Origin of the sequence: Pseudothermotoga hypogea DSM 11164 = NBRC 106472 (genome assembly GCF_000816145.1) — a bacterium.
GTDB lineage: Bacteria > Thermotogota > Thermotogae > Thermotogales > DSM-5069 > Pseudothermotoga_A > Pseudothermotoga_A hypogea.
In genome coordinates this window covers 1,154,522-1,175,793 of the sequence record NZ_CP007141.1, presented here as the reverse complement: position 1 = coordinate 1,175,793, position 21,272 = coordinate 1,154,522, and the positions used below count along the sequence as shown (strand labels likewise).

Annotated in this window: 19 protein-coding genes and 1 pseudogene; 8 read left to right on the top strand and 12 right to left on the bottom strand. The window is 50.3% G+C overall.

Features of this window, described 5'->3' with window-relative positions; all coding sequences use genetic code 11:
• The first annotated feature begins 34 nt into the window (after positions 1-34).
• The 3 genes and pseudogenes from AJ81_RS05830 (at position 35) to AJ81_RS05825 (ending at position 2,999) form a co-directional block, all read left to right on the top strand.
• Complete coding sequence (locus tag AJ81_RS05830) at positions 35-2,368, top strand: Ig-like domain-containing domain (protein ID WP_031505491.1); 2,334 nt, start codon at positions 35-37, stop codon at positions 2,366-2,368.
• Positions 2,369-2,410: 42 nt separating this feature from the next.
• Positions 2,411-2,548, top strand: a pseudogene (locus tag AJ81_RS10810) (RNA-guided endonuclease InsQ/TnpB family protein); the annotation flags it as partial.
• Between the two features lie 73 nt (positions 2,549-2,621).
• Positions 2,622-2,999, top strand: coding sequence for an Ig-like domain-containing domain (locus tag AJ81_RS05825; protein WP_031505492.1), 378 nt, complete (start codon positions 2,622-2,624; stop codon positions 2,997-2,999).
• Positions 3,000-3,168: 169 nt separating this feature from the next.
• On the opposite strand, the gene AJ81_RS05820 is transcribed toward AJ81_RS05825, so the two are convergent.
• Positions 3,169-3,972, bottom strand: a complete 804-nt coding sequence (locus tag AJ81_RS05820) for a flagellin (protein ID WP_031505493.1) — start codon at positions 3,970-3,972, stop codon at positions 3,169-3,171.
• Positions 3,973-4,052: 80 nt separating this feature from the next.
• Here AJ81_RS05820 and AJ81_RS05815 point away from each other — a divergent pair, with 80 nt between their 5' ends.
• A complete protein-coding gene (locus AJ81_RS05815) occupies positions 4,053-5,408 on the top strand; it encodes an aminopeptidase (protein ID WP_031505495.1) in 1,356 nt (451 codons plus the stop codon).
• 26 nt (positions 5,409-5,434) lie between these two features.
• Here the strand turns inward: AJ81_RS05815 and AJ81_RS05810 are convergent, their stop codons facing one another.
• Both AJ81_RS05810 and AJ81_RS05805 read right to left on the bottom strand, forming a co-directional pair.
• Positions 5,435-6,496 (bottom strand): hypothetical protein, encoded by a 1,062-nt coding sequence (locus tag AJ81_RS05810; protein ID WP_031505497.1) that lies wholly within the window; start codon positions 6,494-6,496, stop codon positions 5,435-5,437.
• Positions 6,497-6,502: 6 nt separating this feature from the next.
• Positions 6,503-7,426, bottom strand: coding sequence for an outer membrane protein assembly factor BamD (locus AJ81_RS05805; protein WP_031505498.1), 924 nt, complete (start codon positions 7,424-7,426; stop codon positions 6,503-6,505).
• Between the two features lie 86 nt (positions 7,427-7,512).
• On the opposite strand from AJ81_RS05805, the gene AJ81_RS05800 reads away from it, so the two are divergent.
• The gene (locus AJ81_RS05800) at positions 7,513-7,869 is read left to right on the top strand and encodes a JmjC domain-containing protein (protein WP_051368714.1); all 357 of its coding nucleotides are present in this window, start codon (positions 7,513-7,515) and stop codon (positions 7,867-7,869) included.
• Here the strand turns inward: AJ81_RS05800 and AJ81_RS05795 are convergent.
• Genes AJ81_RS05795 through AJ81_RS05770 form a run of 6 tightly spaced genes read right to left on the bottom strand, consistent with a single transcriptional unit; the run spans position 7,859 to position 13,966 of the window.
• Positions 7,859-8,764 (bottom strand): dihydrodipicolinate synthase family protein, encoded by a 906-nt coding sequence (locus AJ81_RS05795; protein ID WP_051368713.1) that lies wholly within the window; start codon positions 8,762-8,764, stop codon positions 7,859-7,861. The two genes, AJ81_RS05800 and AJ81_RS05795, sit on opposite strands and share 11 nt — an antisense overlap.
• A 13-nt stretch (positions 8,765-8,777) precedes the next feature.
• On the bottom strand, positions 8,778-9,689 hold the full coding sequence (gene dapA / locus AJ81_RS05790; protein ID WP_031505503.1) for a 4-hydroxy-tetrahydrodipicolinate synthase: 912 nt from the start codon (positions 9,687-9,689) through the stop codon (positions 8,778-8,780).
• A 6-nt stretch (positions 9,690-9,695) separates the two neighbouring features.
• Positions 9,696-10,991 carry a TRAP transporter large permease gene (locus AJ81_RS05785; protein WP_031505505.1) on the bottom strand — a complete coding sequence of 432 codons (1,296 nt, stop codon included), beginning with the start codon at positions 10,989-10,991 and terminating at the stop codon, positions 9,696-9,698.
• Positions 10,982-11,488 carry a TRAP transporter small permease gene (locus AJ81_RS05780; protein WP_051368712.1) on the bottom strand — a complete coding sequence of 169 codons (507 nt, stop codon included), beginning with the start codon at positions 11,486-11,488 and terminating at the stop codon, positions 10,982-10,984. Before AJ81_RS05780 ends, AJ81_RS05785 begins: the two co-directional genes overlap by 10 nt.
• 48 nt (positions 11,489-11,536) lie before the next feature.
• The gene (locus AJ81_RS05775) at positions 11,537-12,523 is read right to left on the bottom strand and encodes a sialic acid TRAP transporter substrate-binding protein SiaP (protein ID WP_031505507.1); all 987 of its coding nucleotides are present in this window, start codon (positions 12,521-12,523) and stop codon (positions 11,537-11,539) included.
• Positions 12,524-12,550: 27 nt separating this feature from the next.
• Positions 12,551-13,966: an L-fucose/L-arabinose isomerase family protein gene (locus AJ81_RS05770; protein ID WP_031505509.1), complete on the bottom strand. Its 1,416-nt coding sequence runs from the start codon at positions 13,964-13,966 to the stop codon at positions 12,551-12,553.
• Between the two features lie 335 nt (positions 13,967-14,301).
• Here AJ81_RS05770 and AJ81_RS05765 point away from each other — a divergent pair, with 335 nt between their 5' ends.
• Positions 14,302-15,309, top strand: a complete 1,008-nt coding sequence (locus tag AJ81_RS05765) for a LacI family DNA-binding transcriptional regulator (RefSeq protein ID WP_031505512.1) — start codon at positions 14,302-14,304, stop codon at positions 15,307-15,309.
• 14 nt (positions 15,310-15,323) lie between these two features.
• On the opposite strand, the gene AJ81_RS05760 is transcribed toward AJ81_RS05765, so the two are convergent.
• From AJ81_RS05760 to dnaK, 3 genes are read right to left on the bottom strand one after another with little or no spacing between them, the layout of a single operon-like run.
• Positions 15,324-17,546 (bottom strand): ATP-dependent Clp protease ATP-binding subunit, encoded by a 2,223-nt coding sequence (locus AJ81_RS05760; RefSeq protein WP_031505513.1) that lies wholly within the window; start codon positions 17,544-17,546, stop codon positions 15,324-15,326.
• 49 nt (positions 17,547-17,595) lie between these two features.
• A complete protein-coding gene (locus AJ81_RS05755; RefSeq protein WP_031505514.1) occupies positions 17,596-18,042 on the bottom strand; it encodes an Hsp20/alpha crystallin family protein in 447 nt (148 codons plus the stop codon).
• Positions 18,043-18,083: 41 nt separating this feature from the next.
• The gene (gene dnaK / locus AJ81_RS05750) at positions 18,084-19,859 is read right to left on the bottom strand and encodes a molecular chaperone DnaK (RefSeq protein ID WP_031505515.1); all 1,776 of its coding nucleotides are present in this window, start codon (positions 19,857-19,859) and stop codon (positions 18,084-18,086) included.
• A 234-nt stretch (positions 19,860-20,093) separates the two neighbouring features.
• Here dnaK and AJ81_RS05745 point away from each other — a divergent pair, with 234 nt between their 5' ends.
• Both AJ81_RS05745 and hpt read left to right on the top strand, forming a co-directional pair.
• On the top strand, positions 20,094-20,726 hold the full coding sequence (locus AJ81_RS05745) for an MBL fold metallo-hydrolase (RefSeq protein ID WP_031505517.1): 633 nt from the start codon (positions 20,094-20,096) through the stop codon (positions 20,724-20,726).
• A gap of 13 nt (positions 20,727-20,739) precedes the next feature.
• On the top strand, positions 20,740-21,258 hold the full coding sequence (gene hpt / locus AJ81_RS05740; protein WP_031505519.1) for a hypoxanthine phosphoribosyltransferase: 519 nt from the start codon (positions 20,740-20,742) through the stop codon (positions 21,256-21,258).
• Positions 21,259-21,272: the final 14 nt, after the last annotated feature.

Here is a 21,272-nt window from a genome sequence, read left to right as displayed (position 1 = left end):
TTTTGAGGTGTGAAAGTCTCAAGGGGGTGGTGTTGTGAAGATCAGGATTCAACTCCTGTGGCTGATGATTTCGTGTCTGTTATCCTTTCTCTGCGCTGCTGAGCTCACCTTCAACAACTGGCAAGTGCTCATGGAAAGCAAGGATGAATCTCGCTACAGGCTCACCTTGGAGCAGAATTTCTTCGAAGCCGTTGAACTGCGCTGGTACGGTGTTTCTTCCCCAGGCTCTGTGGCAAACGACAGGGTCACATTCATCTGCTACGATGGTTCGGACAGACCCGTGGCAGCCTTTCGCTGTGGTCGTGAGAACGACAACATCGACAACTTAACAGGTTGGCACACCGCCTATTTGATACTTCCTCACAGAACATCCCTGAGGTTCATCGAGGTCCGCCTTTCCAAGCCCAACAGCAACCCGAGATTGATCACGAAACTATCTCACGCAAGAGCTTTCAACTGCACCGTCAACGACGCGTTTCAGCCACTCCACTATGAAGGTAAAGTTTCCTATAGTGCTTACGACGCTTTTTCGACTGGCAAAGTTTGGATGCACGCGGCGGGCCTTGGAACCATCTGGGGTTGGGGTGCTCCACAAAAGGCATCCATCGACTACGTGATATTCAGAAGCTTTTCCAAGCCCAGCGTTCCGGCGGGATTTTCGAGCAATCCTGACGTCTACTTCGACGTTGCGTACGCCGGTACCATCAACGTGGTCGGCGAGGGTTGGACCGGTCAAGGTGGTTACAGCGTTGCGATAGCGGCTGGATTGGGACAAGGATTCTCCATTAACCAAGTCCTTTCAAAATCTAAGGTTCAACTATTGTTCAAATCTGTTAGTCACAGCACCGAAGGTTACATTCAAGATTTGCTCCAAAACTATGCGAGTGGTATTACGGATATCATCATCGATGTGGTCGAGATGAGCCAGGCTGGATATTTGAAATTCGCGCTCGAATCGATGAAGTTGGTCGCGACGCTGTTCGAAATCGATGAAAAAATTGCCAAAGCTTCAACGCTCATCTTCGAGAACCTCCAGCTTCCCTACACTGACCGGGTTCATCTGTGGTTGAGGCTGAAGGCAACCGTAGCCGCGGCCGGTCTCGCCCACAGCGTCTTGAGCTTTTACACCGATGGTACAGTCGAAGGGGACCTCAATGGAAACCGTGGACTGAAGATAGGGCCCGCGCTCTTACACTACAGAGGTCCAAGGTCCCCAGAAGTTCTCGATTCTTCTTTGAAAGATGGCTCCACTGAAGTGAGTTTACAGCCACAGATAAAACTGTCTTTGAGTTCGAACGTGTCTGGCTACGATGGTTCAAAGATCTTGTTACGGAAGGTTGGAACGAATCAGAGTGTCCCCACAAATGTGAGCATCCAAGGCTCTACAGTCACTCTCTCACCGAGAAACTCACTGGAAGGTAACACACTCTACGAGTTGATCGTTCAGCAGAACGCCTTCAGAGACAGTTCAAATGTTGGAAACCTGAACGAATTTCGTCTCACTTTCACGACCGGTTCACCACTCATCGTCGTGAATACTTCGATCAGAAACGGCGAAAGCAACGTGCCCATCAAACCATCGATCAAGTTTGTTTTCAACAAAACCTGCACGTTGGTTCGAAGGGATGCCATCGTTTTGAAAAAGTCTACCGGTGAGTACGTGACCGACGCCAGTAAAGGTGCGAACGTCAGCTTGAGCAACAACGAACTCACCGTATCCTTCAGTTCCCCACTGGCGGTCGATCAACCGTACGTTCTGGAAATTCAAAGCGGTGCGTTGAAGGATTCCAGCGGAAATCCGAACTTAGCCTTCTCACTGAATTTCAAAACTGCATCCTTCGTGAAGGTTGTTTCAACCGATCCAGCGGACAAACAACGGGATGTGCCAACGAGCAAATCCATAGTGATTCGGTTCGACAGAAATATCAAACCGGGTCCGGCTTTCAACAACGTACAGTTGAAGTCTTCCAACCAAATCGTTGCGATAGATAAAAGCATCAGTGGTGCCTCGTTGGTAATAAGACCACGTCAAAACCTTGAGATCAACAAGGATTACAGCGTAACGGTACCGCAACACGCGGTCCTCGATTCGCAAACCGACGCCCCGAACCTCGCGCACAGCTTCTCTTTCACGTCCGCAGTTCCTCCACAGATCGTCAAAAGTTTTCCACCCAACGGTGCGACAAACGTGTACCGCGATCAAGTTGTCTGGATAATCTTTTCAGAGGGGATGAAGAAAGGAACCAACTTCTCACAGATGAGTGTGAAGGTGAACAACAATCCTGTGAGCTTCGATTCGAGAGTCGAGTTCGACACCCTGACAGAAAATACTGCCCCGCAAGCCCTTCTTCTTCAGGCGAATGGGTAAGGGGCTTGATTTTTATTAGCACTTGTGTTATCATTGTAACACGGGAACTATGCCATTTGGCATAGGTATCTTGGGAAGAAGTCCCAAGTAGTAGCGGGATTGGCACCCGCCAGAGGTGTAAGGTTTAAACCACACCTCTGTGGCCATGGAGTATCAAATGCTCCATGGAAGGCAGCCTAAAGAGCTGCTAAGAATCCTATCCCCTTCAGGGGATTGGGAGTGCCAAGGTCTTGTCGATCTGCAAGGCAATCCGATGCAACAGGTTTACGTCCTCTCTTTCACCACAGGTTCTGTCGCGAGTCCTCCAGAGATCTTTTGGACTTCACCGAGAGATTCAGAAGAGAACGTTGCTCTGAATTCTTTCCTGTACGTCAGGTTCAACAAGAAGATCTCGCAGGGACCGAACTGGGAGCAGATCGTGCTGAAGACGGAGGCTGGACAAACTGTGCAGATACAAAAGCTCATCAGTTATGAAACTCAGCTTGAGATAAGGCCTCTCGAGAGATTGAAGCCAAACACGGTCTATCTTCTCACGCTTCCTGCAGGTTGTGTGATCGAGCCGACGGGGGCAACTTTCCAGTCAACGACGATCATCAAGTTCAGAACGGAGTATCGGAGCGGTTCCATTTGATATCCTGATTCGAGAATTTGCCTCTTCTAATCGACTAATGGCCGCGGTCCATACACGCAAGAGTGGGATAGGGGTTGGTCCTCGTTGCTGCGACTTTCAAAGATTGAAAAAGTTGCTCTCCGACCCGAGCTTGCCGTGAACTGAGAGTCCGTGCTCGATACCTGTGAGTTCACCGAAGCAGTCTCAGAACACTCTGACGTGACACGTTCGAGTGGATCAGGTTGATCAAAGAAGATTGCTGTAAAAGCTGGGTTCTGAAGAGTTCCATCGTGCTTCTGGCAAAATCTGTGTCGGTGAGTCTGCTCACGCTCGAAGTCAAATTGATCATCGTACCACTCATCTCGTTGATTGCAGAAAGCAATCTGTTCGTGGTCGCTCCAATATAAGAGCGCGTTCTCGAAACGCTTTCGGTTGCCCGATCGATCGCTTCGAGTGCTCGTTGAGCGTTCTCGATGTTAGTGACGTTCGTATTGGAAAGGCCCAACCTTTCGCTGTCTACGGCGGGGAGCGTGATAGTCATCCTCTGACCTTCGTTCGGTCCAGTTTGAACGCTGAAGTTCGTGACTTCTCCTGCGAGAACTCTGATGTTGTTGTAACTGACGTTCTGGGACGTCGCGTTGATCTGTTGCAACAGTTGGGAGTATTCTTCTTGTAGTGCAGACCTTTCAGAATCGCTGAGCGTGGAGTTCGAGGCCTGAACGGCGAGCTCCCTGAGCCTGTTCAGAGCAGAATGGATCGATCCCAGGCCCGCCTCGGCAGTGGAAAGCATTCCTATAGCGTTGTGCGATTCGTACATGGCTCTTTGATAACCGCTGATCTGCGCCTTCAACCTTTCGGCGATCGCAGAGGAGGAAACGTCCTGATTGAAAGGTATCGTGGCACGCGAAAGCTGACCGATCAAGCCAGATTGCTGGCCTGAGAGCAGCTGCAACTGACGTATCGCCCACATACCACTGACCTCGTTGATCCTCATGTGTTTTCCTCCCACAACAAATTTTACCACTTGCCGTAAAATATTGAAAGTGAGATGAAAAATCAGGAGGTGGAATCGTGTTGAAGTTCAAGATGAAAAATGTTTGGCGCACGCATGACAGAGCTGAGATTGAGCAGTTCAGCAGGCAGTACGCAGATTTCATGAACACGGCCAGAACCGAACGCATGGTGATCTGGGAAGCTGAAAAGATGCTTAAAGAAGCTGGTTTTGTGGATATCGAGCATTTCGATGGAACTCAGGACAAAGTTTACGCCGTGAACAGGGCAAAATCACTCGTAGCAGTGAGGTTGGTCGGCAAACTTCAAGACGGCTTGAACCTGGTGGTAGCACACATAGATTCACCCAGGTTGGATCTCAAGCCTCAACCGATCTTCGAAGAAGAAAACGTCGCTTTAGCGCGCACGCACTACTACGGCGGTGTGAAGAAGTACCAATGGTTCAGCTTGCCTCTGGAGCTTCACGGTTTCGTGGTGAAGGCAAACGGAGAAGTGGTTGAAATCCACCTGGGCCAGTGTGGTGAAGATCCCGTTTTTGTCATACCTGACCTTCTCCCACACCTCGACAAAGAGGACGGGCTGGTGAGTCAGAAGTTCGACGCGGAGAAACTTTCCGTGATTCTCGGAACAATACCTCTGGCAGGTCAGGAGAAAGAGGCTGTGAAAATACATGTTCTGAAGATCCTCAAGGAACGCTACGGCATCGAAGAGGAAGATTTCGTGAGCGCGGAGTTTCAACTTGTTCCAGCGTTGAAGGCTCGAAGCGTCGGTTTGGACGAAAGCCTGCTGGGCGCTTACGGTCACGACGATCGCGTGTATGGTTACACCGCTTTGAGAGCGCTCATCGAGGCAGAAGGAGCAAAACGTTCCTGCGGTGTGATCCTGTTCGACAGGGAAGAGATAGGCAGCGAAGGCAACGCAGCAGCGAAGGCAAGCTTCTACGTACTGTTCCTCAAGAAGATTCTGAAAGTACAAGGTTGCACCGATACATCCCTCGGCATAGACGAACTGTTCGCGAAAACCAACGTGATCTCTGCCGATGTCTGTCCAGGCGTGGATCCCATGTTCAAAGACGTTCACGATGTTCAGAACGCGGCGAAGCTCGGATACGGTGTGGGATTGGTCAGATACACCGGAAGCAGGGGGAAGTCTGGCGCGAGCGAGGCGCACGCGGAGTTCGTGGCGAAGGTGAGGAAGGTCTTGAACGAAGAAAAGATCGCTTGGCAGGTGGCAACGCTCGGTAAGGTAGACCGTGGTGGTGGCGGAACGGTAGCGAAGTTCTTGGCAGAGAAGGGTGCTTGCGTTTTGGACATGGGACCAGCTCTGCTTGGGATGCACTCACCGTTCGAGCTGGTTTCGAAGGCAGATCTTTTTGAAACTTACAGAGCCTACAAAGCCTTGCTCGAAAAACTCGAATGAAAAGGGGCCGAAAGGCCCCTTTTCTTTCAGAACCTGGCGGAAAAGCTCAACGTGTATTTTCTTTCTCCCATCAATCCTGCGTTCGGTGAGAACTCCACCACGTACGTGCTGAAAGCCACGTTGAAGAAAGGCACATCGAGCTTCAGACCACCGGTGAGCCAACCTGCGTGTAAACCCGCGTAGAGTTTGAGAAATCCAAAATCGCTCTCCAGACCGAGGTTCATCTTTCTGTAGAAGGTCTTTTGTGTGTTCAAAACATCCTCCACTTCAAAGGCCAGCTTCAGTATCTTCAGATCGTAAGATACACCGGCCGACAGAACCTGTGAAGGAGCGCTGTTCAGCACGTTTTTCGAATTGTAATGAAAGGCCACACCCAAAGAGAGATCGTTCCATCTGTAGAGAGCACCAACGTTGAACACGAAGAACGGTGTATCGATGTAACTGAACAGCTTGGAAACATCGGGAACAACGGCGTTCAGAGAATTTTCGTCCAAGACGTTGACCGTCGCTGGATAAGACGTACCAGTCGCAGGTATGAGCGTTCCTGCCATTCCAAAACCCACAGAAAGACCTATCTTCAAATCTCTCGTCAATTTCAAAGAACCTCCGACCATGCCGAAATAACTTGCCCACGCGCCGAGCTCAACTTGGGTTAAGTTCGTGAGCGAAAGATTCCAGAAAACTTCTGTTTGAAAGGCTCCAAGACCTCCAACGTTTGCCCAAACCACGTTCGTTCCGTAACCGCCGTAGAGATCCAGGCCATAGCTGTGAACACCTTGCACGGCTCTGAGAAACTCTGTGTCTGTGGCGAGTTGGGTGATTTTGCTGGGATCTTTCAATAGTTCAAAGAGTTTGGGTGCTATCGTTACGACGTTGTCCGACATGTTCAGATTCAATCCAACAGCACCGCCAGCTTCGAAGAGCGCGGGGTTGAGCAACAGAGATTCGATGCCTTCCGCCGTCGTGACGTATGTTCCACCCATCGCCGAATTCTTCATGGGTTTGAAGAAGCCAGGCCAGCTCTCCCACTGGTAGGAGAAGGCGAGCAAGACGAGCAACGTGAGCAAAAATGACAGTGTTCTTCTCATCTCTCATCACTCTCCAAACAAGATGTCGAAGATATCCGAGATGTGTTCTTTCTCAGAAAGAGTCGTCGCATCGAGGGTCACGAAGGTCGCTTGAATATCGAGAATTTCGAACATCTCTTGCAATATTCCGTAAGCCCAGATGAATTCAAGACAGTCTTCTCTATCTTTGTACAACCCGCTCGTCGCTTGCTGTGAGAATTCCACGATAGAAGCAGGTTTGCTTATGACATCTTTGACGAACTTCTCGTCTGTGACGTTGCCATCGTCATCGATGTCCAGGAGCAAGTTGAACATGTAACCGATGTCGTAGAAGGAGCACAACACCGCTGGGAGAGTGTTATCAGTGGAATTCTTCGCGATGAAGTAGTAACCACTGGTGAGAAGTTTGAGAGTGTATCTTCCATCGAACGTCTCTGCGAGGAACTTCACGATCGTTCCAGCGTTGGTTTCGAACTCCGCCCAGAAGTCTGAACCGTTCGATTTGCTCTTGGTGAAACCAAGATCGATACCGAGCTCCTGCAGGATCTCAATCACCTCGTCCGCGAGGCTCGAGATGTCCTTCTCCGTTTTGAACGCAACGGCTTCAACCAAAATTTTCACTGCATCGAACAGATCCTCTGTGACCGTGGCACTTTGAATCGCTCGAGCCAAATCGTAGACGGTGGACGCTGAATCGAGCAGTTTTTCCAGATCTTCGATCTTTAGATCGAGCCCCAACTTTTCGTTGATCACAGAAGCAGCCAGTGCGATCGCAGCATCGTAGTTGCCACCAGAAAGAGCACTCGACGCAGCCTCAAGCCTTTGCTCAACTGTTCCGCTTGTGAGCAAGTTTCTCAGTTCAAAATTCGCAAAGAGATTGAGCGCACAGGAGCTGAGCAGAACTAACGTGATCGTGGTGAGACATAAAATCAGCCAGCTTCTCCCCTTCAACTTTCATCACCCCCATGAGTTTTTTCGATCAAATTCTATCAAAAAATATGATGATACAATACGTTTCAAGCGATGGAGGTGAGAGCATGGACGAACCGATCAAGATGAGTTCGGCAGAAAAACTGACTCCTTTGATCGAGGGATTGCAGGCAAGAAAGATCAAGTTCGAAAGTCCTTCCGTTGGTAAGGCGGAGATTCACAGAGACTGGCACGATCTCTATGTCGTTCTCGAAGGCAGAGCGAAAGTTCAGCTCGGTGAACTTTCAGGACAGATCGACGAAGTATCTGTGGGCGAGCTGAGGAGCAACGAGATGAAGGTTGAACAAGAGATCGAGCTCACAGAGGGAGACATCCTGTTGATCCCCGCAGGCGTTGCCCACAGAACGATCGTGGATAGTTTCTATCTGCAGTGGGTGTTCAAGATACCACGGGTCAGAGGTTGAGCCCGACTTCCTCCAAGACTTTCTCCAGACGCTCTCTCAGCTGCCGTGCCTGGTCTTCCGGCAGGAACTTCAATGGGGCGCGGCAGCCTCCAGCTTTGACCCCTCGCCAGTTCAAGACCATCTTGAGCACGGGAATGCTCGCACCGTCCAAAATCGTGAGCGAGACTTTTGTCAGTTTCTTTTGTGTTTCTCTCGCAGACTCCAAATCTTTCGATTGGAACTGCCTGTAAAGCTGCACGAAGAACTCTGGAAAGACTGCCCCAGGTCCAGAGACGCAACCTTTCGCGCCCATTTGAAGGACCGTCAGAAAGGCTCTGTCGGAACCAACGACCACATCGAAGCTCTCGGGTGTATCGTTGATCAGCGAAAGCACGTGCAAAAGGTCTTGCGAGCTGTCCTTGATGCCAACGACGTTGGGTCTTTCTTTGTGCACCTTTGTGGCGATCTCCGCACTGATCCAGTTGTTCGTGAGCGCGGGTATGTTGTAGAGGTATATGGGGAAGTCTTCGATGTCTTTGCTGCATTTCAAGAAGAACTCCACCAGTTCTTCTGGTCTGTATCTGTAGTAGAAGGGTGAAACGATCGATGCCCCATCCGCGCCGACCGATCTGGCGTGTAAAAGAAGATCTCTCACTTCATCGATCCTCAGCGCACCACAGTGTGCTATCAGAACGACTCTACCATCGACTGCCCTCACAAAACTTTCGAGTGCTTTCTTTCGTTCTTCGATCGATAATAAAAGTCCTTCACCCGTCGTACCGAGCGCGAAGATGCCGTTCACACCCTTTTCTACGAGAAAATCTACATAGTCCTTGATCACCGCATGATCCACCTTCGAACCATCTTCGTTCATGGGAGTCAAAGCGGCGACTGTCACACCGTGAAGTCTCTTCATGTGAAATCCTCCTTCAGATCTTTCCAAGTTTCTTCAGCACGACCTTGAGTCTTTCCAGTTCCGACTTTGTGGCTGGTTTCAACGGAAGCCTCGGCATAGATGTTGGAAGATCGCTGACCAGCTCGAACGCAGCCTTGACGAGTGGTGTCGGATTCGTCCTGCCTTCTCCTTTGAAGGCGACGAAGAGTTCGTACATCGAAAAGAACGTTTTTCTCGCTGCTTCGACGTCTCCTTCGAGGAACGATTCTATGGATTTTCTCATCAGATCGCCTACGACGTGCGAACCTCCACTCACGACGCCGACTCCACCTTGGAGCAATACTTGCAGGACCATCGTATCGTCACCTGAGTAAACTGGAATCTCACCTTTCGTTGCCAAGATGTAGTCGGTGGTCTGCAGGGGATTGATCCCCGCCTCGTCCTTTATGGCAAAGATATTCTCTATTTCAGAAAGCTTTGCCAACGTTTCGGGTGCGAGGTTCACGCCCGTGAACAGAGGAATGTTGTACACCATGACGGGTAATTGTGTGCTCTGCGCTATCATTTTGTAGTGCTCGAAGATGCCTTCCTGCTCAGGTTTACAGTAGTATGGCGTGACGACCATGACGGCGTCGTAACCGAGCCTCTCCGCCTCTCGAACGTATTCGATCACTTCTTTGGTCGAAACAGCTCCAACTCCCGCGATCAAAGGCAGTTCACTTCCGATTTCATCTTTTATCTCCGCAAAAAGTCTTATGCGCTCTTCTTTTGTCAGGGAATGGAATTCTCCGGTGGTGCCCGCGACGATGATCGAGTCGCACAGTTTGTGTTCTTTCAAATACCTCGCAACTTTTCTGGCAGTTCTGTAATCGACTGATTGGTCGTCGCTGTGAAATGGTGTGATCATGGGAATCAGTATTCGACCGAACCTCTCGAAGTTTCTCATGTACTCTCATCTCCCATAGCCTAAAAGTCTCGGCAAAAACAACACGGTATCTGGAAAGTAGGTTATTATGATCAGCGCGGCGATCTCTATCGGTATCCAGTACTTCAACATCTCCTTGAAGACGTCTTTCACGGGTGTTCCACTGATCGCGCTCGTGATGAACGCTGTCTGAGCATAGGGTGGCGTGTCGAGACCTATCATGATGTTGAACACGCTCAACACACCGAAATGAACCAGATCGATCCCTGCAGCCTGTACCACTGGAAGCAGGAGCGGAATCACCACGAGTATCGTCACAGATGCGTCGATGAACATACCGAGAATGAAATACAGAACGTTGACTGAAGCCAGAAGCAACAACGGTTTCGATGCCAAACCTGCGTTTACTAAAGCTTCGGTGAGCCTTATCGCGAGCCTCTCCCTCGTTACCACATAGCTGACGAGTTGAGCCGCCGCGACCATGATACTCACATAACCAATGTCCTCAGCGCTCTTGATCAAGATCTTGTAGAGTTTCTTCCAACCCAGTGTGCGGTAGATCAGAACACTCACTATTATGGAGTACGCCACAACTATGGCCGCAGCCTCCGTCGCGGTGAAGACGCCAGTGTACATGCCAAGGAGCAAAACGACAGGAGCGAACATCGCGGGCAAAGCCATCAGGAAAGATTTTGCAATCTGTGATGTGGGCACTTTACCTTCCACCGGATAGTTCCTCACACGGGCGAGGACGTATACCAGAACCATTTCAAGACCTGCGAGCAAAAGACCTGGGATAAGACCACCTATGAAAAGATAACCCAGCGAAGCTCCGGAAATCAAAGAATACAGAACCATGGGAATGCTCGGTGGAATGATCGGTCCTATGGTTGCCGAGGCTGCGGTGACTGCACAGGAAAAGGGACCATCGTAACCGGCGTCCATCATGGCTTTGATCTCTATCTTTCCAAGGCCGGCGACGTCTGCGAGCTGTGAACCGGTCATTCCGGCGAAGATCACACTCGCAGCTATGTTCGCATAACCTAACGAACCTCTGAACCTGCCGAAAGCCTTTCTCACAAAGTCAAAAAGCCTTTGGGTTATCTCCGTGTCGTTCATGATGTTTGCCGCGAGTATGAACAGTGGAACGGCTATCAAGGTAGTTTGATTGGAAAAACCTATGACCAGCATGTCCAGCACGTTGGCTAAGCTGAGACCCTTCATGATCAGATAAACGATACCTGCAGCGAGCATACCGAAGGCGATCGGATAACCCAAAGCGAAAGTTCCAGCGAAGATGATCAAAAAGATCGTCAGCGCCACGGTCTTTCCTCCATTTTGTAAGGCTCTCTGAAGAAAAGTTCTCTCAGGTTTAGAAAGATGAACCGAACATTGTCGATGATCATGAGCACCATCGCGATGGGAAGACACAAAGCCAAATAAGTCCAAGGAATACCGAGCACTTCAGATCTTATGATCTTATACCATAGAGCCTGTGAAACGACTGGTTTGAGCGAGATGATCAAGAGCGAGCTGAAAAAGACATCGAAGAAGACGTCTGTAACGATCTGTGCTTTTCTTGGAAATTTGTTGTATATGATGTCGAATTTTATGTGATTTTTGTACCTGTTCGCTAAGGCGGCACCGAGCAGAACGCTCCACACGAACGAGTAAGATGAGATCTCGAAAGCTTCAGGCGAAGGATGACGGAAAACGTAGCGCAGAACAACTTGGCTGAACATGCTCAAAAACAGTATCAGAACGCACACCGCTGGAACGTGTATCTGAAAGATGTCTTTGATCTTTTTCAAGACTTTCACATCGCTCACCCTTAAAGGACCGCTGGACAAACGTCCAGCGGTCAAAGATCACATGTTCTGAATCTTTTCGTACATCCCGGGACCCCAAGCTTTGTCGAATTCGGGCTGGCTGTAGTACTTTTTCGCATTCTCTATGAAGGCTGCTTTGTCTGGAACGATGATCTCCATGTTGTACTGTTCGACGAAGAGCTTCAACAATTTGGCTTCCTGTTCGAGCACCGTGTAGTTCATTAAGGTTCTGGCGACTTCCATGGCTTTCTTGATGTAAACGCGGTATTCTTCGGGCATGCTCTGCCACAGTTTTTCGTTGATCACAGGACAGATCATACCGATCTGATGGTCCGTCAGGACTATGTACTTGGTGACCTCGACGAATTTCGCGGCCAAGTCCGTGGGCAGTGGGTTGTCTTGTCCATCGATCGTGCCGGTCTTGAGCGCCATGTAGACTTCACCAAACGCCATGGGCGTTGGTGTTGCACCGAGCGCACGGCCCATGTCAAGGAAGGTCTTGTTGTTGGGCATTCTCAGCTTGACACCTTTCAGATCTTCCGGTCTTTTCACTGGTCCCACTTTCTCAACCAAGTTGAGCTGTCTGGTTCCGAGATACCAAACGTCCAGAACCCTGAGGCCAGTCTTCTGCGCGAGCTTGTCGAACATGTCCTGAACCATCTTGCTCGTCATGACCCTATACATGTGGTCCAGATCTTTGAAAACGTAGGCTGCTTCGAACACTCCAAACTCGGGCATCGCACCGAGATCAGCGAACCAAGAAGGAGCACCATCTCCAGCCATTTCCAAATCTCCGCGCATCACGGCGAGCAGGGCCGTTTTTTGATCTCCAAGCTGTCCTGAGTGGTAGACTTCCACTTTGATGGCTCCACCGCTCAGTTCTTCGACGATCTCGGCGAACTTCTGCATCGCCAGGACCTGAGGTTGTGTTGGCGCCGCGACGGTGTTGAATCTGAGGACATACTTCGGAGCCGCGAGCGCTGTCAGAGTGATCATCAGAGCTAAAACTAACAGCAGTTTCCTCATGAAAACCCCTCCCCTTGAGAGAATGTTTCACGCGTAGACCACGAAATCTATGCCTGAGAGCTTACAGAAATGCACGAGTTCTTCGACATAATCACCGTACACGCCGTGTATGTGGTTGGAGCTGTAGCTCGACAGGAATTCCTCGGCGGATACCTTCAGCCTCGCGAAAGCGTGTGGCCATTCGATCTGTGTCGCGCGAGCCTTTTCCTCGTTCTTTTCCTCACCAAAGTCCAGAAACTCTCCTTTGATGATCCTCATCACGTAACGGCCGTCTTTCCTCGTCAAACGGGCGAGTGTGACTTCGCCGGGTGCGGCTATGTGGCGTACAGACGCCCCACCCGCTGGGAAGTAAAAGCTTTCCGGATAGAACTCCACCTTGGCGAGGTTCACCACAGGATCGTAGGATCTCGCCGCAAAGAACGTTGCGTGTTGACCGGAATTGCAGAGATCGAAGAAATTGTCATCACTGTCATAGTGTCGAACATCAGCAAAGAGTACCGGCTGGCTCGAGATGAGTTTGAAGATCTGCATCGTCAGAGCACCATCCGAATCTGCTTCCGTTGCACAGACCAATGGTTCTTTGGGACCGTCCCAGTCGTAAGGATCGTTCAGGAACGCTTCAGCCACGTCCATAGTAACGAAGTGCTCGGTGAGCTCAGGTTGAGCCTTTACACCGATGAAGTCGAGTTCGAGATCTTCGGCCATTTTTCTGAGCGCGTAGTAACTCTTGATTTGCAACTGTAGTTTCTCTGGTGTGAGTTGTTTTCCATCGTAATGGATCTTTTTCGCATGTTTCTCGAGCCATTCTCTCGCATGTTCCGCGACTGAATCTGGAACTTTCTTGCTTTTTTCGATTATCTCGAGCTGGTCTATGTGTTCGACGTCGATGCCGAACAGTTTGTTCCACAGATCGACGTTCGGCACCGCCGTGTACATACCCATGGAACGACCACCGAACATTCCATAACGTTGACCTTTGAGCATGTTCCTGGCCGTCGCAGCCCTTATGAAGGCCATGAGTTTTTTCAAAACCTTTGGATCTTTTGGATCGCCCCACATTCTGTACGTTTGCGTTCCGTCCTGCTCGAGCGCACCCGCCGCAGCCAGCATACCCACCATGCCGGGATATTTGGGGTTCACGTTGCCGAAAAGCAAGAACGGGCCCGGTGCGAACTTGCTCGCGATGACGCTGAAGTGTGGAAACGCCCAAACCGCATAATGGAATATGGTCATCTGTGCTCCTTTGTCACGAAGCTTCAGCGCTTCTTCCTTTGCTACCGATGGTTTATCAACAATTCGCTCCGCCCTGATGACCTCGACCTCTCCAGTCGAATTCAGCGCTTCAACGACGGCCTGTTCGAAGCGTGCGTTTATCTCCACGAGGTCCTTGTTCACGTAGTCCCTGCCGTCTGAAAAGGTTAAGAGCCCTACCTTTCTTTTCACGTTAACTCCCCCTTAGGTATAACGCAACGCATTCGTTTGCGTAACCCACGCATAGTATAGTCTTTCTCAAGACCACAAGTCAAGCCGAGAGAGAGCGAGAAAAAGAGAGCGACGGCGAGGTTTAAAGACTTATTCGAACTTTTCGGACAAAACGAGATGAAAGTGCCCGCTGTTCGTCTGTAGCGCCGGGTGATCACCAAGATGAAGAGTCTCCACAACGCTCTGGTGTTAGAACTCATTTCGTCAGCGTAACTGAACTGTGGTCCTCTGTCGTGCAACAGTGAAGGTACTATGATGTAGAATAATCTTGAACACGAAAACAGGGGTGAACGGTCCTGAAGGTTACTCTCAAAGACATAGCGAGAGAGCTTGGAGTTAACGTTTCCACAGTGTCGCGGGCGTTGAACGGAAAACCCGGCGTGAGCGAAGAGTTGCGGAACAGAATCCTGGAATTCGCCAGAATGAAGGGATATTCCCCAGACCTTGCCGCCGTTGGTTTGAGGAAGGGAAAGACGAAGATCATCGGAGTTCTGATCCCAGACGTTTCTAATCCCTTCTTTGCGCAAATTCTGCGTGGCATGGAGAGGGTGTTCTACCCGCTGGGGTATCACCTGCTGTTGTGTTCGACGGACGAGAATACCGAAAAGGAAGAAGAGAATCTCAGAACACTCCTGAGTCAGAGAGTGGAAGGCATCCTCGCCGCCCCCACCGACTCCGGTGGCAACAGATCCATTTACAAAAAAATCGTGGACTCGAACGTGCCGCTGGTCTTTTTCGACAGGATCGTTCCGAATCTTGAGACGAGTTACGTGATAACAGACAACGAGGGTGGAGTTGCGGAACTCGTGCGTTACGTGTACGAGAAAGGTCACAGGAGCCTCGGTGTCATCACTCTCAGATCACGCTCCTACACTGGCAAAATGCGCCTTTCAGGCATACTGAAGTGCTGTGACGAACTCGGGATGCTGGTTAAGGAAGAGTGGATCTTAGATGGCCATTCAACTCAGGAAGGTGCGTACCAGGCAGCGAAGAAACTGTTTCAACTCGAAGACAAACCAACGTCACTGATCGTCTGCAACAACCTCATGATGCTCGGAGTTATGAAGGCGGTGAAAGAGCTGAACGTGAAAGTGCCCGAAGACATTTCCGTGGTCTCATTCGACGACTCTTACTGGAACGAGATATTCGATCCACCGATCACGTGCGTGGCTCAGGAACCAGAGCAGATGGGCTTGATCGCGGCGACCATGATGATGGATCTTTTGATGCACGGCTCCAGACCCGCAAAAACTGTCCTGAAGGCGCACTTCATTGAGAGAGCCTCTGTGAAGCAAATAAAATGAGGGGCGCTGGCCCCTCATTTTTTGAATATCACCCCGTATTCGTCCGCGTCGATCGTCAAGGTTTCACCTTCCGCGAACTCGCCAGAGATGATCTTGTCCGCCAGGATCGATTCGACCTCGTTCTCTATGATCCTTCTCAGAGGCCTTGCTCCCAGCGCGGGAAGATATCCCCTGTTGGCAAGGTACTCCTTCGCCGCCTCGGTGAAAACGATGTTTCTCTTCTGCTCCCTGATTCTCTCTTCGAGCCTCTTCAGCTGTAGCTCGACGATCTTCTTCATGTGTTCCAGAGTCAGTGGCTTGAAAATTATGGCCGCGTCGATCCTGTTGATGAACTCGGGTTTGAAGTGTCTCCTCATCTCATCTTCGATCAAGCCCGTCAGGTTCGTTATGCCCTCTTCGAGCGCATCGAGTATCTGCTGACTCGCTATGTTGCTTGTCATTATGATGATCGTGTTTCTGAAATCGACCGTGTTGCCCTTGCCATCCGTGAGCCTTCCATCGTCGAAGACCTGCAACAGCACGTTGAAAACTTCGGGATGCGCCTTCTCTATCTCATCCAGTAGGATCACGCTGTAAGGCCTTCTGCGAACCGCTTCGGTGAGTTGACCACCCTCTTCGTAACCGACATAGCCAGGTGGCGCACCTATGAGTCTGCTGACAGAATGTTTCTCGGTGTACTCACTCATGTCGATCCTGATCAGTGCGTCTTCCGTTCCGAACAGCACCTCGGCGAGCGCCTTGGCAAGTTCAGTTTTACCAACACCGGTAGGCCCGAGGAACAGAAACACTCCCGAAGGCCTCTTCGGATCCTTGAGTCCCGCACGTGCCTTTCTTATCGTCCTGGCGACGGTTGAGACTGCGTCTTCCTGATCAACGACTCTTCTGTGCAACAGTTCCTCGAGATGCATCAACTTTTCACGCTCAGATTCCATCATTCTCGAAACCGGTATGCCTGTCCACTGTTCGACGACCTTCGCTATTTCGTTCTCGTCGACTATCTTTTGATCCTCCGACAATCTCTTCATGGCGGCCGCTTCGTCGATCAAGTCGATCGCCTTGTCTGGCAAGAACCTGTCGGTGATGTACCTCGCACCAAGTTTCGCCGCTGCGACGAGCGCCTCATCCGTTATCGTCACGCCGTGATGCTTCTCGAACTCTTTCTTGATGCCTTTAAGAATTTCTATCGTCTCTTCGACGCTCGGTTCACCGACCATCACGGGTTGAAACCTCCGTGCGAGCGCCTTGTCCTTCTCAACGTATTTCCTGTACTCGTTGATCGTGGTTGCTCCAATCACCTGCATCTCGCCACGCGCCAACTCTGGCTTGAGCAAGTTCGCTGCGTCCACAGCACCTTCTGCTGCGCCCGCTCCCACCACCGTGTGGAGCTCGTCGATGAAGAGAATATACTGGGCCGAGTTTTTCTTCAGCGCATCGATGAGTTTCTTCATCCGCTCTTCGAATTCACCGCGGAACTTCGTACCCGCAATGATCCTTCCCATGTCGAGCTTGAGCAACTTCTTGTTCTTCAAAAAGCCTGGAACCTCACCTTTGACTATCTTTTGTGCGAGTCCCTCGACAATCGCGGTTTTTCCAACACCTGGATCGCCTATGAGAACAGGATTGTTCTTGAACTTTCTTCCGAGTATCTGTATCACTCTCTGTATCTCTTTTTCCCTGCCTATCACTGGTAAAAGCTTTCCTTCCTTCGCCATGCGCGTGAGGTCCTCTGTGAACTTGAAGAGGACATCGACGTTTTCATCCTCTACGGTTTTGCCGCTCGTTCTGAGATCCCTTATGGCCTCGTACACCTTGTCGGGTGTGACACCGTAACGCGTCAACAATCTGTAAGTCATCGAACTGGGCGAGAGGATCATTCCCAGTAGCAGATGGTCCGTTCCGACCTTTTCATCTCCCATTCTGCGAGCTTCTCTTTTAGCTTCTTCCAACACGTGCCTGGCATCGGGGGTTATGTAGATCTGAGAAATTTGACCATGACCGTAAGGGTTGTGCGATCGCATGCCGTATTTACTCACAAACGAGGACGTTTCGTCCCTCAAAGAGTCTATGTTAACGCCTATCTTTCTCAGTATGTCGACGGCAGCGTTGTCACCGTCTTCGAGTATGGCGAGCAGGATGTGCTCGGAAGACATCTGATTCTGGGCGTACCTGCTGAGTATGTCCTGTACAGCTCCGAGCACTCTCTGCGCGCTCTCCGTGTAGTCTTTGAAGTCTATCAAGGATTTCACCTCCTTGAAAATTAAGGGGCGGTTGCCCGCCCCTCGTATCTCACTCGACTTTCACATCCACGACCTTCGCCTTCACTTCCTCGCGTTTCGGGATCGTGATGGTGAGAACTCCGTTTTCATACTTTGCCTTGATCTTTTCGGTATCGACGTAGTCGGGCAGGACCATGCACCTTTCGAATTTTCCGTAGGACCTTTCGAAGACTCTGTAGTTCCTGTCTTTGTGCTCGCGCTCGAGCTTCTTCTCACCGGAGATCTTGAGCACGTTGTCCTCGACTTTTACGGTGATGTCTTTTCTGTCCATTCCTGGGATCTCAGCCTCGATGACCAGCTCTTTCTCCGTCTCGTACACGTCGATGTCTGGCGTGAAACGGTAGACATCTGCGCTTCTTCTCAGACTCGGAGTGAAGAAGTCTTCAAAGAGTCTGTCGATCTCCCTCTGAAGTTCTCTGAACGGTCTGAAGAAGTCCTCGCGTCTTTCGAGCAACATACACATCCCTCCTTTCACAGGTCAGGGTTTTATTTGATTTTTCATTGAGCACCCGGTTCTTGTTTACGCACGCTTTCGTACAGATACTGGCCTATCTTCATGCTCTCGCGCTGGAGATCGTCGAACAGCAGTTTGACCTTTGCTATGTCGTCGCGGTTGATCGCATCCCTCAGATCCTTTATGAGATTCTCGAGCCTGTCTTTTAGATCCTGTGGCAACTTATCTGCATGTTCTTTCAGTGTCTTGTTCACACTGTAAGCAAGATCGTCTGCTTTGTTCTTGAGTTCGACCTCTTCACGTTTCCTCCTGTCTTGTTCTTCGTATCTCTGAGCTTCCTCGATCATCTTTTTGATCTCGTCTTCTCTGAGCTTGTGCCGACCTGTGACCACCATGGATTGTTCTTTGTTGGACGCCAGATCTTTCGCCGAGACGTGCACGATACCGTCGCTGTCTATGTCGAAGGTCACCTCTATCTGTGGCACTCCCCTTGGTGCTGGCGGTATGTCCACGAGCCTGAAACTTCCGAGGAATATGTTGTCCCTCGCCATGGCTCGTTCGCCCTGGTAGACTCTGATCTCCACTTCAGTCTGGAAGTCCTCGGCCGTGGTGAAGATCTTGCTTTTTCTCACGGGTATCGTCGTGTTGCGTGGTATGATGGGTTCCATGAGCCCGCCTTTCACTTCTATACCGAGCGTCAGCGGGGTGACGTCGACCAGAACGATGTCCTTTTCCTTGGCACTGCCGGCGAGTATGGCTGCCTGTATTGCCGCACCGATCGCGACCGCTTCGTCTGGATTCACGCTCTTGTTCGGTTCTTTTCCGAAGATCTCGTAGATCAGCCTCTGGACCATCGGAGTTCTGGTCATTCCACCAACGAGTATGATTTCGTCAATATCTCTGGGCGAGAGCTTCGCATCGTTCAAAGCCCTTTCGATCGGACCTTTTGTCATCTCGACGAGGTCTTTCACGAGTGATTCGTAAAGCGCCCTGGTCAATCTGGTTTCCAAATGCAGTGGTCCAGAACTCGTTGCGGTGATGTACGGCAAGCTTATGTCAGTCTCAAGCTTGGTCGAAAGTTCGATCTTGGCCTTTTCCGCAGCGTCTCTGAGTCTTTGCAACGCCTGCTTGTCTTCCCTCAGGTCTATACCATGCTGTTTCTTGAACTCTTCTGCAAGCCAGTCGATGATCCTCTGGTCGAAATCGTCGCCACCGAGATGGTTGTTACCACTCGTGGCTATGACCTGTATGACACCTTCGCTGATCTCGAGTATCGAAACGTCGAACGTGCCACCGCCCAGGTCGTAGACGAGTACTTTCTGTTCCTTCTTTTTATCGAGACCGTAAGCGAGCGCAGCGGCTGTCGGTTCGTTGATGATCCTCAACACCTCGAAACCAGCTATCTGGCCGGCTTCCTTGGTCGCTTGTCTCTGGGCGTCGTTGAAGTACGCAGGACACGTGATGACCGCCTTCTTGATCTTGCCACCCAGGTACTGTTCGGCGTCCTTCTTCATCTTCATGAGTATGTACGCGCTGATCTGTTGTGGCGTGTATTCTTTGTCGTCTATCCTGACTTTGTAGTCCGAACCCATTTTGCGCTTTATGGATTTGATCGTCCTTTCGGAGTTGAGAATCATCTGTCTCTTGGCGGGTTCTCCAACCAGTATTTCACCCGTTTTCGTGAACGCCACAATGGAAGGAGTGAGTCTGCTTCCTTCGGCGTTCGGTATGACCTCTATCGAGCCATCTGGCTTCATCCACGCTATTACAGAGTTGGTCGTTCCAAGGTCGATACCCACAACGAATTCCCTATCACTCATTCTTTCCACCTCCTGGATCGTTTCCACTTCCATTATATTGAGGTGACAACAACCTGTCAAGGGGTCTGGAAAAAATTTGCTTAGGACTATATTCCATATCAACAAAAGAATTTCTATATCATAATGTTTTCGCATATAAATTGTATAGCGCTCGTATCATTTAACTGCTACCAGTCCACTTTCGATGGATGAGCATGAAACATCCTGTTATAATCGAATCGAGGGGGGAACGTTGTGAAGCTCACATGGTTTGGACACGCCTGTTTTCTCATCGAGCATCAGGACATCCGTATCCTGACAGACCCGTTCGACAGTTCCGTTGGCTACAAAGTACCGAACGTTTCTGTCGACATCGTCACGGAGAGCCATCAACACTTTGACCACAACGCACATCATTTGCTCAAAGGAGATTTCCAACTCATCAAGGAACTGGGAGAGTACAGTTTCAAGAAACTGAGAATCAAGGGCGTGAAGAGCTTCCACGACGAAGCCGGCGGAAGCAGAAGGGGCACAAACATCGTGTTCGTGTTCGAATTTTCGGATTGGACTGTGGCACACTTGGGAGACCTTGGTCACGTGCTGAATCCTCAGCAGGTTGAACAGATCGGTCAAGTGAACGTGCTGTTGATCCCTGTCGGAGGCACCTTCACCGTTGGTCCCGAAGAAGCCAAAAAGATCGTCGAACACTTGCAACCAAACGTCGTGGTTCCCATGCATTACAAAACCAAATACATCAAGTTCGATCTGAGGCCTGTCGAGGATTTCCTGAAATTATTCACGAACGTTAAAAGATTGTCGGAAAGCGCCTTCGAACTCACAGAAGAGGTAAAATCTCATCGAGCAGTCGTTTACGTTCCATCCATCTGAAAGGAGGCTCTCTGTGAGTGTAGAAGTCCTGCTCGATGAAAAGATCATCAAAGAGCGTATCAAACAGCTCGCGAAGGAGATTGAGAATTACTACAAGGACAAGACCGAAACGCTTCATGCCATCTGTGTTCTGAAAGGTTCAATCCATTTTTTCAGCGAGCTCATGCTGAATCTGAACATGCACGTGAACTACTCCTTCGTGCACGTCTCAAGTTACGCGGGCACCGAATCTACCGGCAGGATCAGGGTCAAATCCTGGGTGGATGAACCACTCCAGGACAAGTACGTGCTCGTCGTGGAGGACATAGTCGACACGGGCAACACGCTGAGGTATATTCTGAATTACTTGAAAAAGTACAGGCCAGCCGATCTGAAAGTGGCCACTCTCGTCGAGAAGGAGAAATACCAGCACGGTATTCCCATCGACTTCGTGGGCTTCAAAGTGCAGGATGTCTTTTTGATCGGTTATGGTCTGGATTACGAAGAAAAGTACAGAAACCTTCCATACATAGGATACCTGAAGAACACATGAAGAAGGCTTTCATG

Excerpts from the sequence above, each read along its gene's own strand:
- AJ81_RS05825 (WP_031505492.1), top strand. The coding sequence starts at position 2,622 with ATGCAACAGGTTTACGTCCTCTCTTTCACCACAGGTTCTGTCGCGAGT.
- AJ81_RS05820 (WP_031505493.1), bottom strand. The coding sequence starts at position 3,972 with ATGAGGATCAACGAGGTCAGTGGTATGTGGGCGATACGTCAGTTGCAG.
- AJ81_RS05810 (WP_031505497.1), bottom strand. The coding sequence starts at position 6,496 with ATGAGAAGAACACTGTCATTTTTGCTCACGTTGCTCGTCTTGCTCGCC.
- AJ81_RS05800 (WP_051368714.1), top strand. The coding sequence starts at position 7,513 with ATGGACGAACCGATCAAGATGAGTTCGGCAGAAAAACTGACTCCTTTG.
- AJ81_RS05795 (WP_051368713.1), bottom strand. The coding sequence starts at position 8,764 with ATGAAGAGACTTCACGGTGTGACAGTCGCCGCTTTGACTCCCATGAAC.
- dapA (WP_031505503.1), bottom strand. The coding sequence starts at position 9,689 with ATGAGAAACTTCGAGAGGTTCGGTCGAATACTGATTCCCATGATCACA.
- AJ81_RS05775 (WP_031505507.1), bottom strand. The coding sequence starts at position 12,523 with ATGAGGAAACTGCTGTTAGTTTTAGCTCTGATGATCACTCTGACAGCG.
- AJ81_RS05755 (WP_031505514.1), bottom strand. The coding sequence starts at position 18,042 with ATGTTGCTCGAAAGACGCGAGGACTTCTTCAGACCGTTCAGAGAACTT.
- dnaK (WP_031505515.1), bottom strand. The coding sequence starts at position 19,859 with ATGAGTGATAGGGAATTCGTTGTGGGTATCGACCTTGGAACGACCAAC.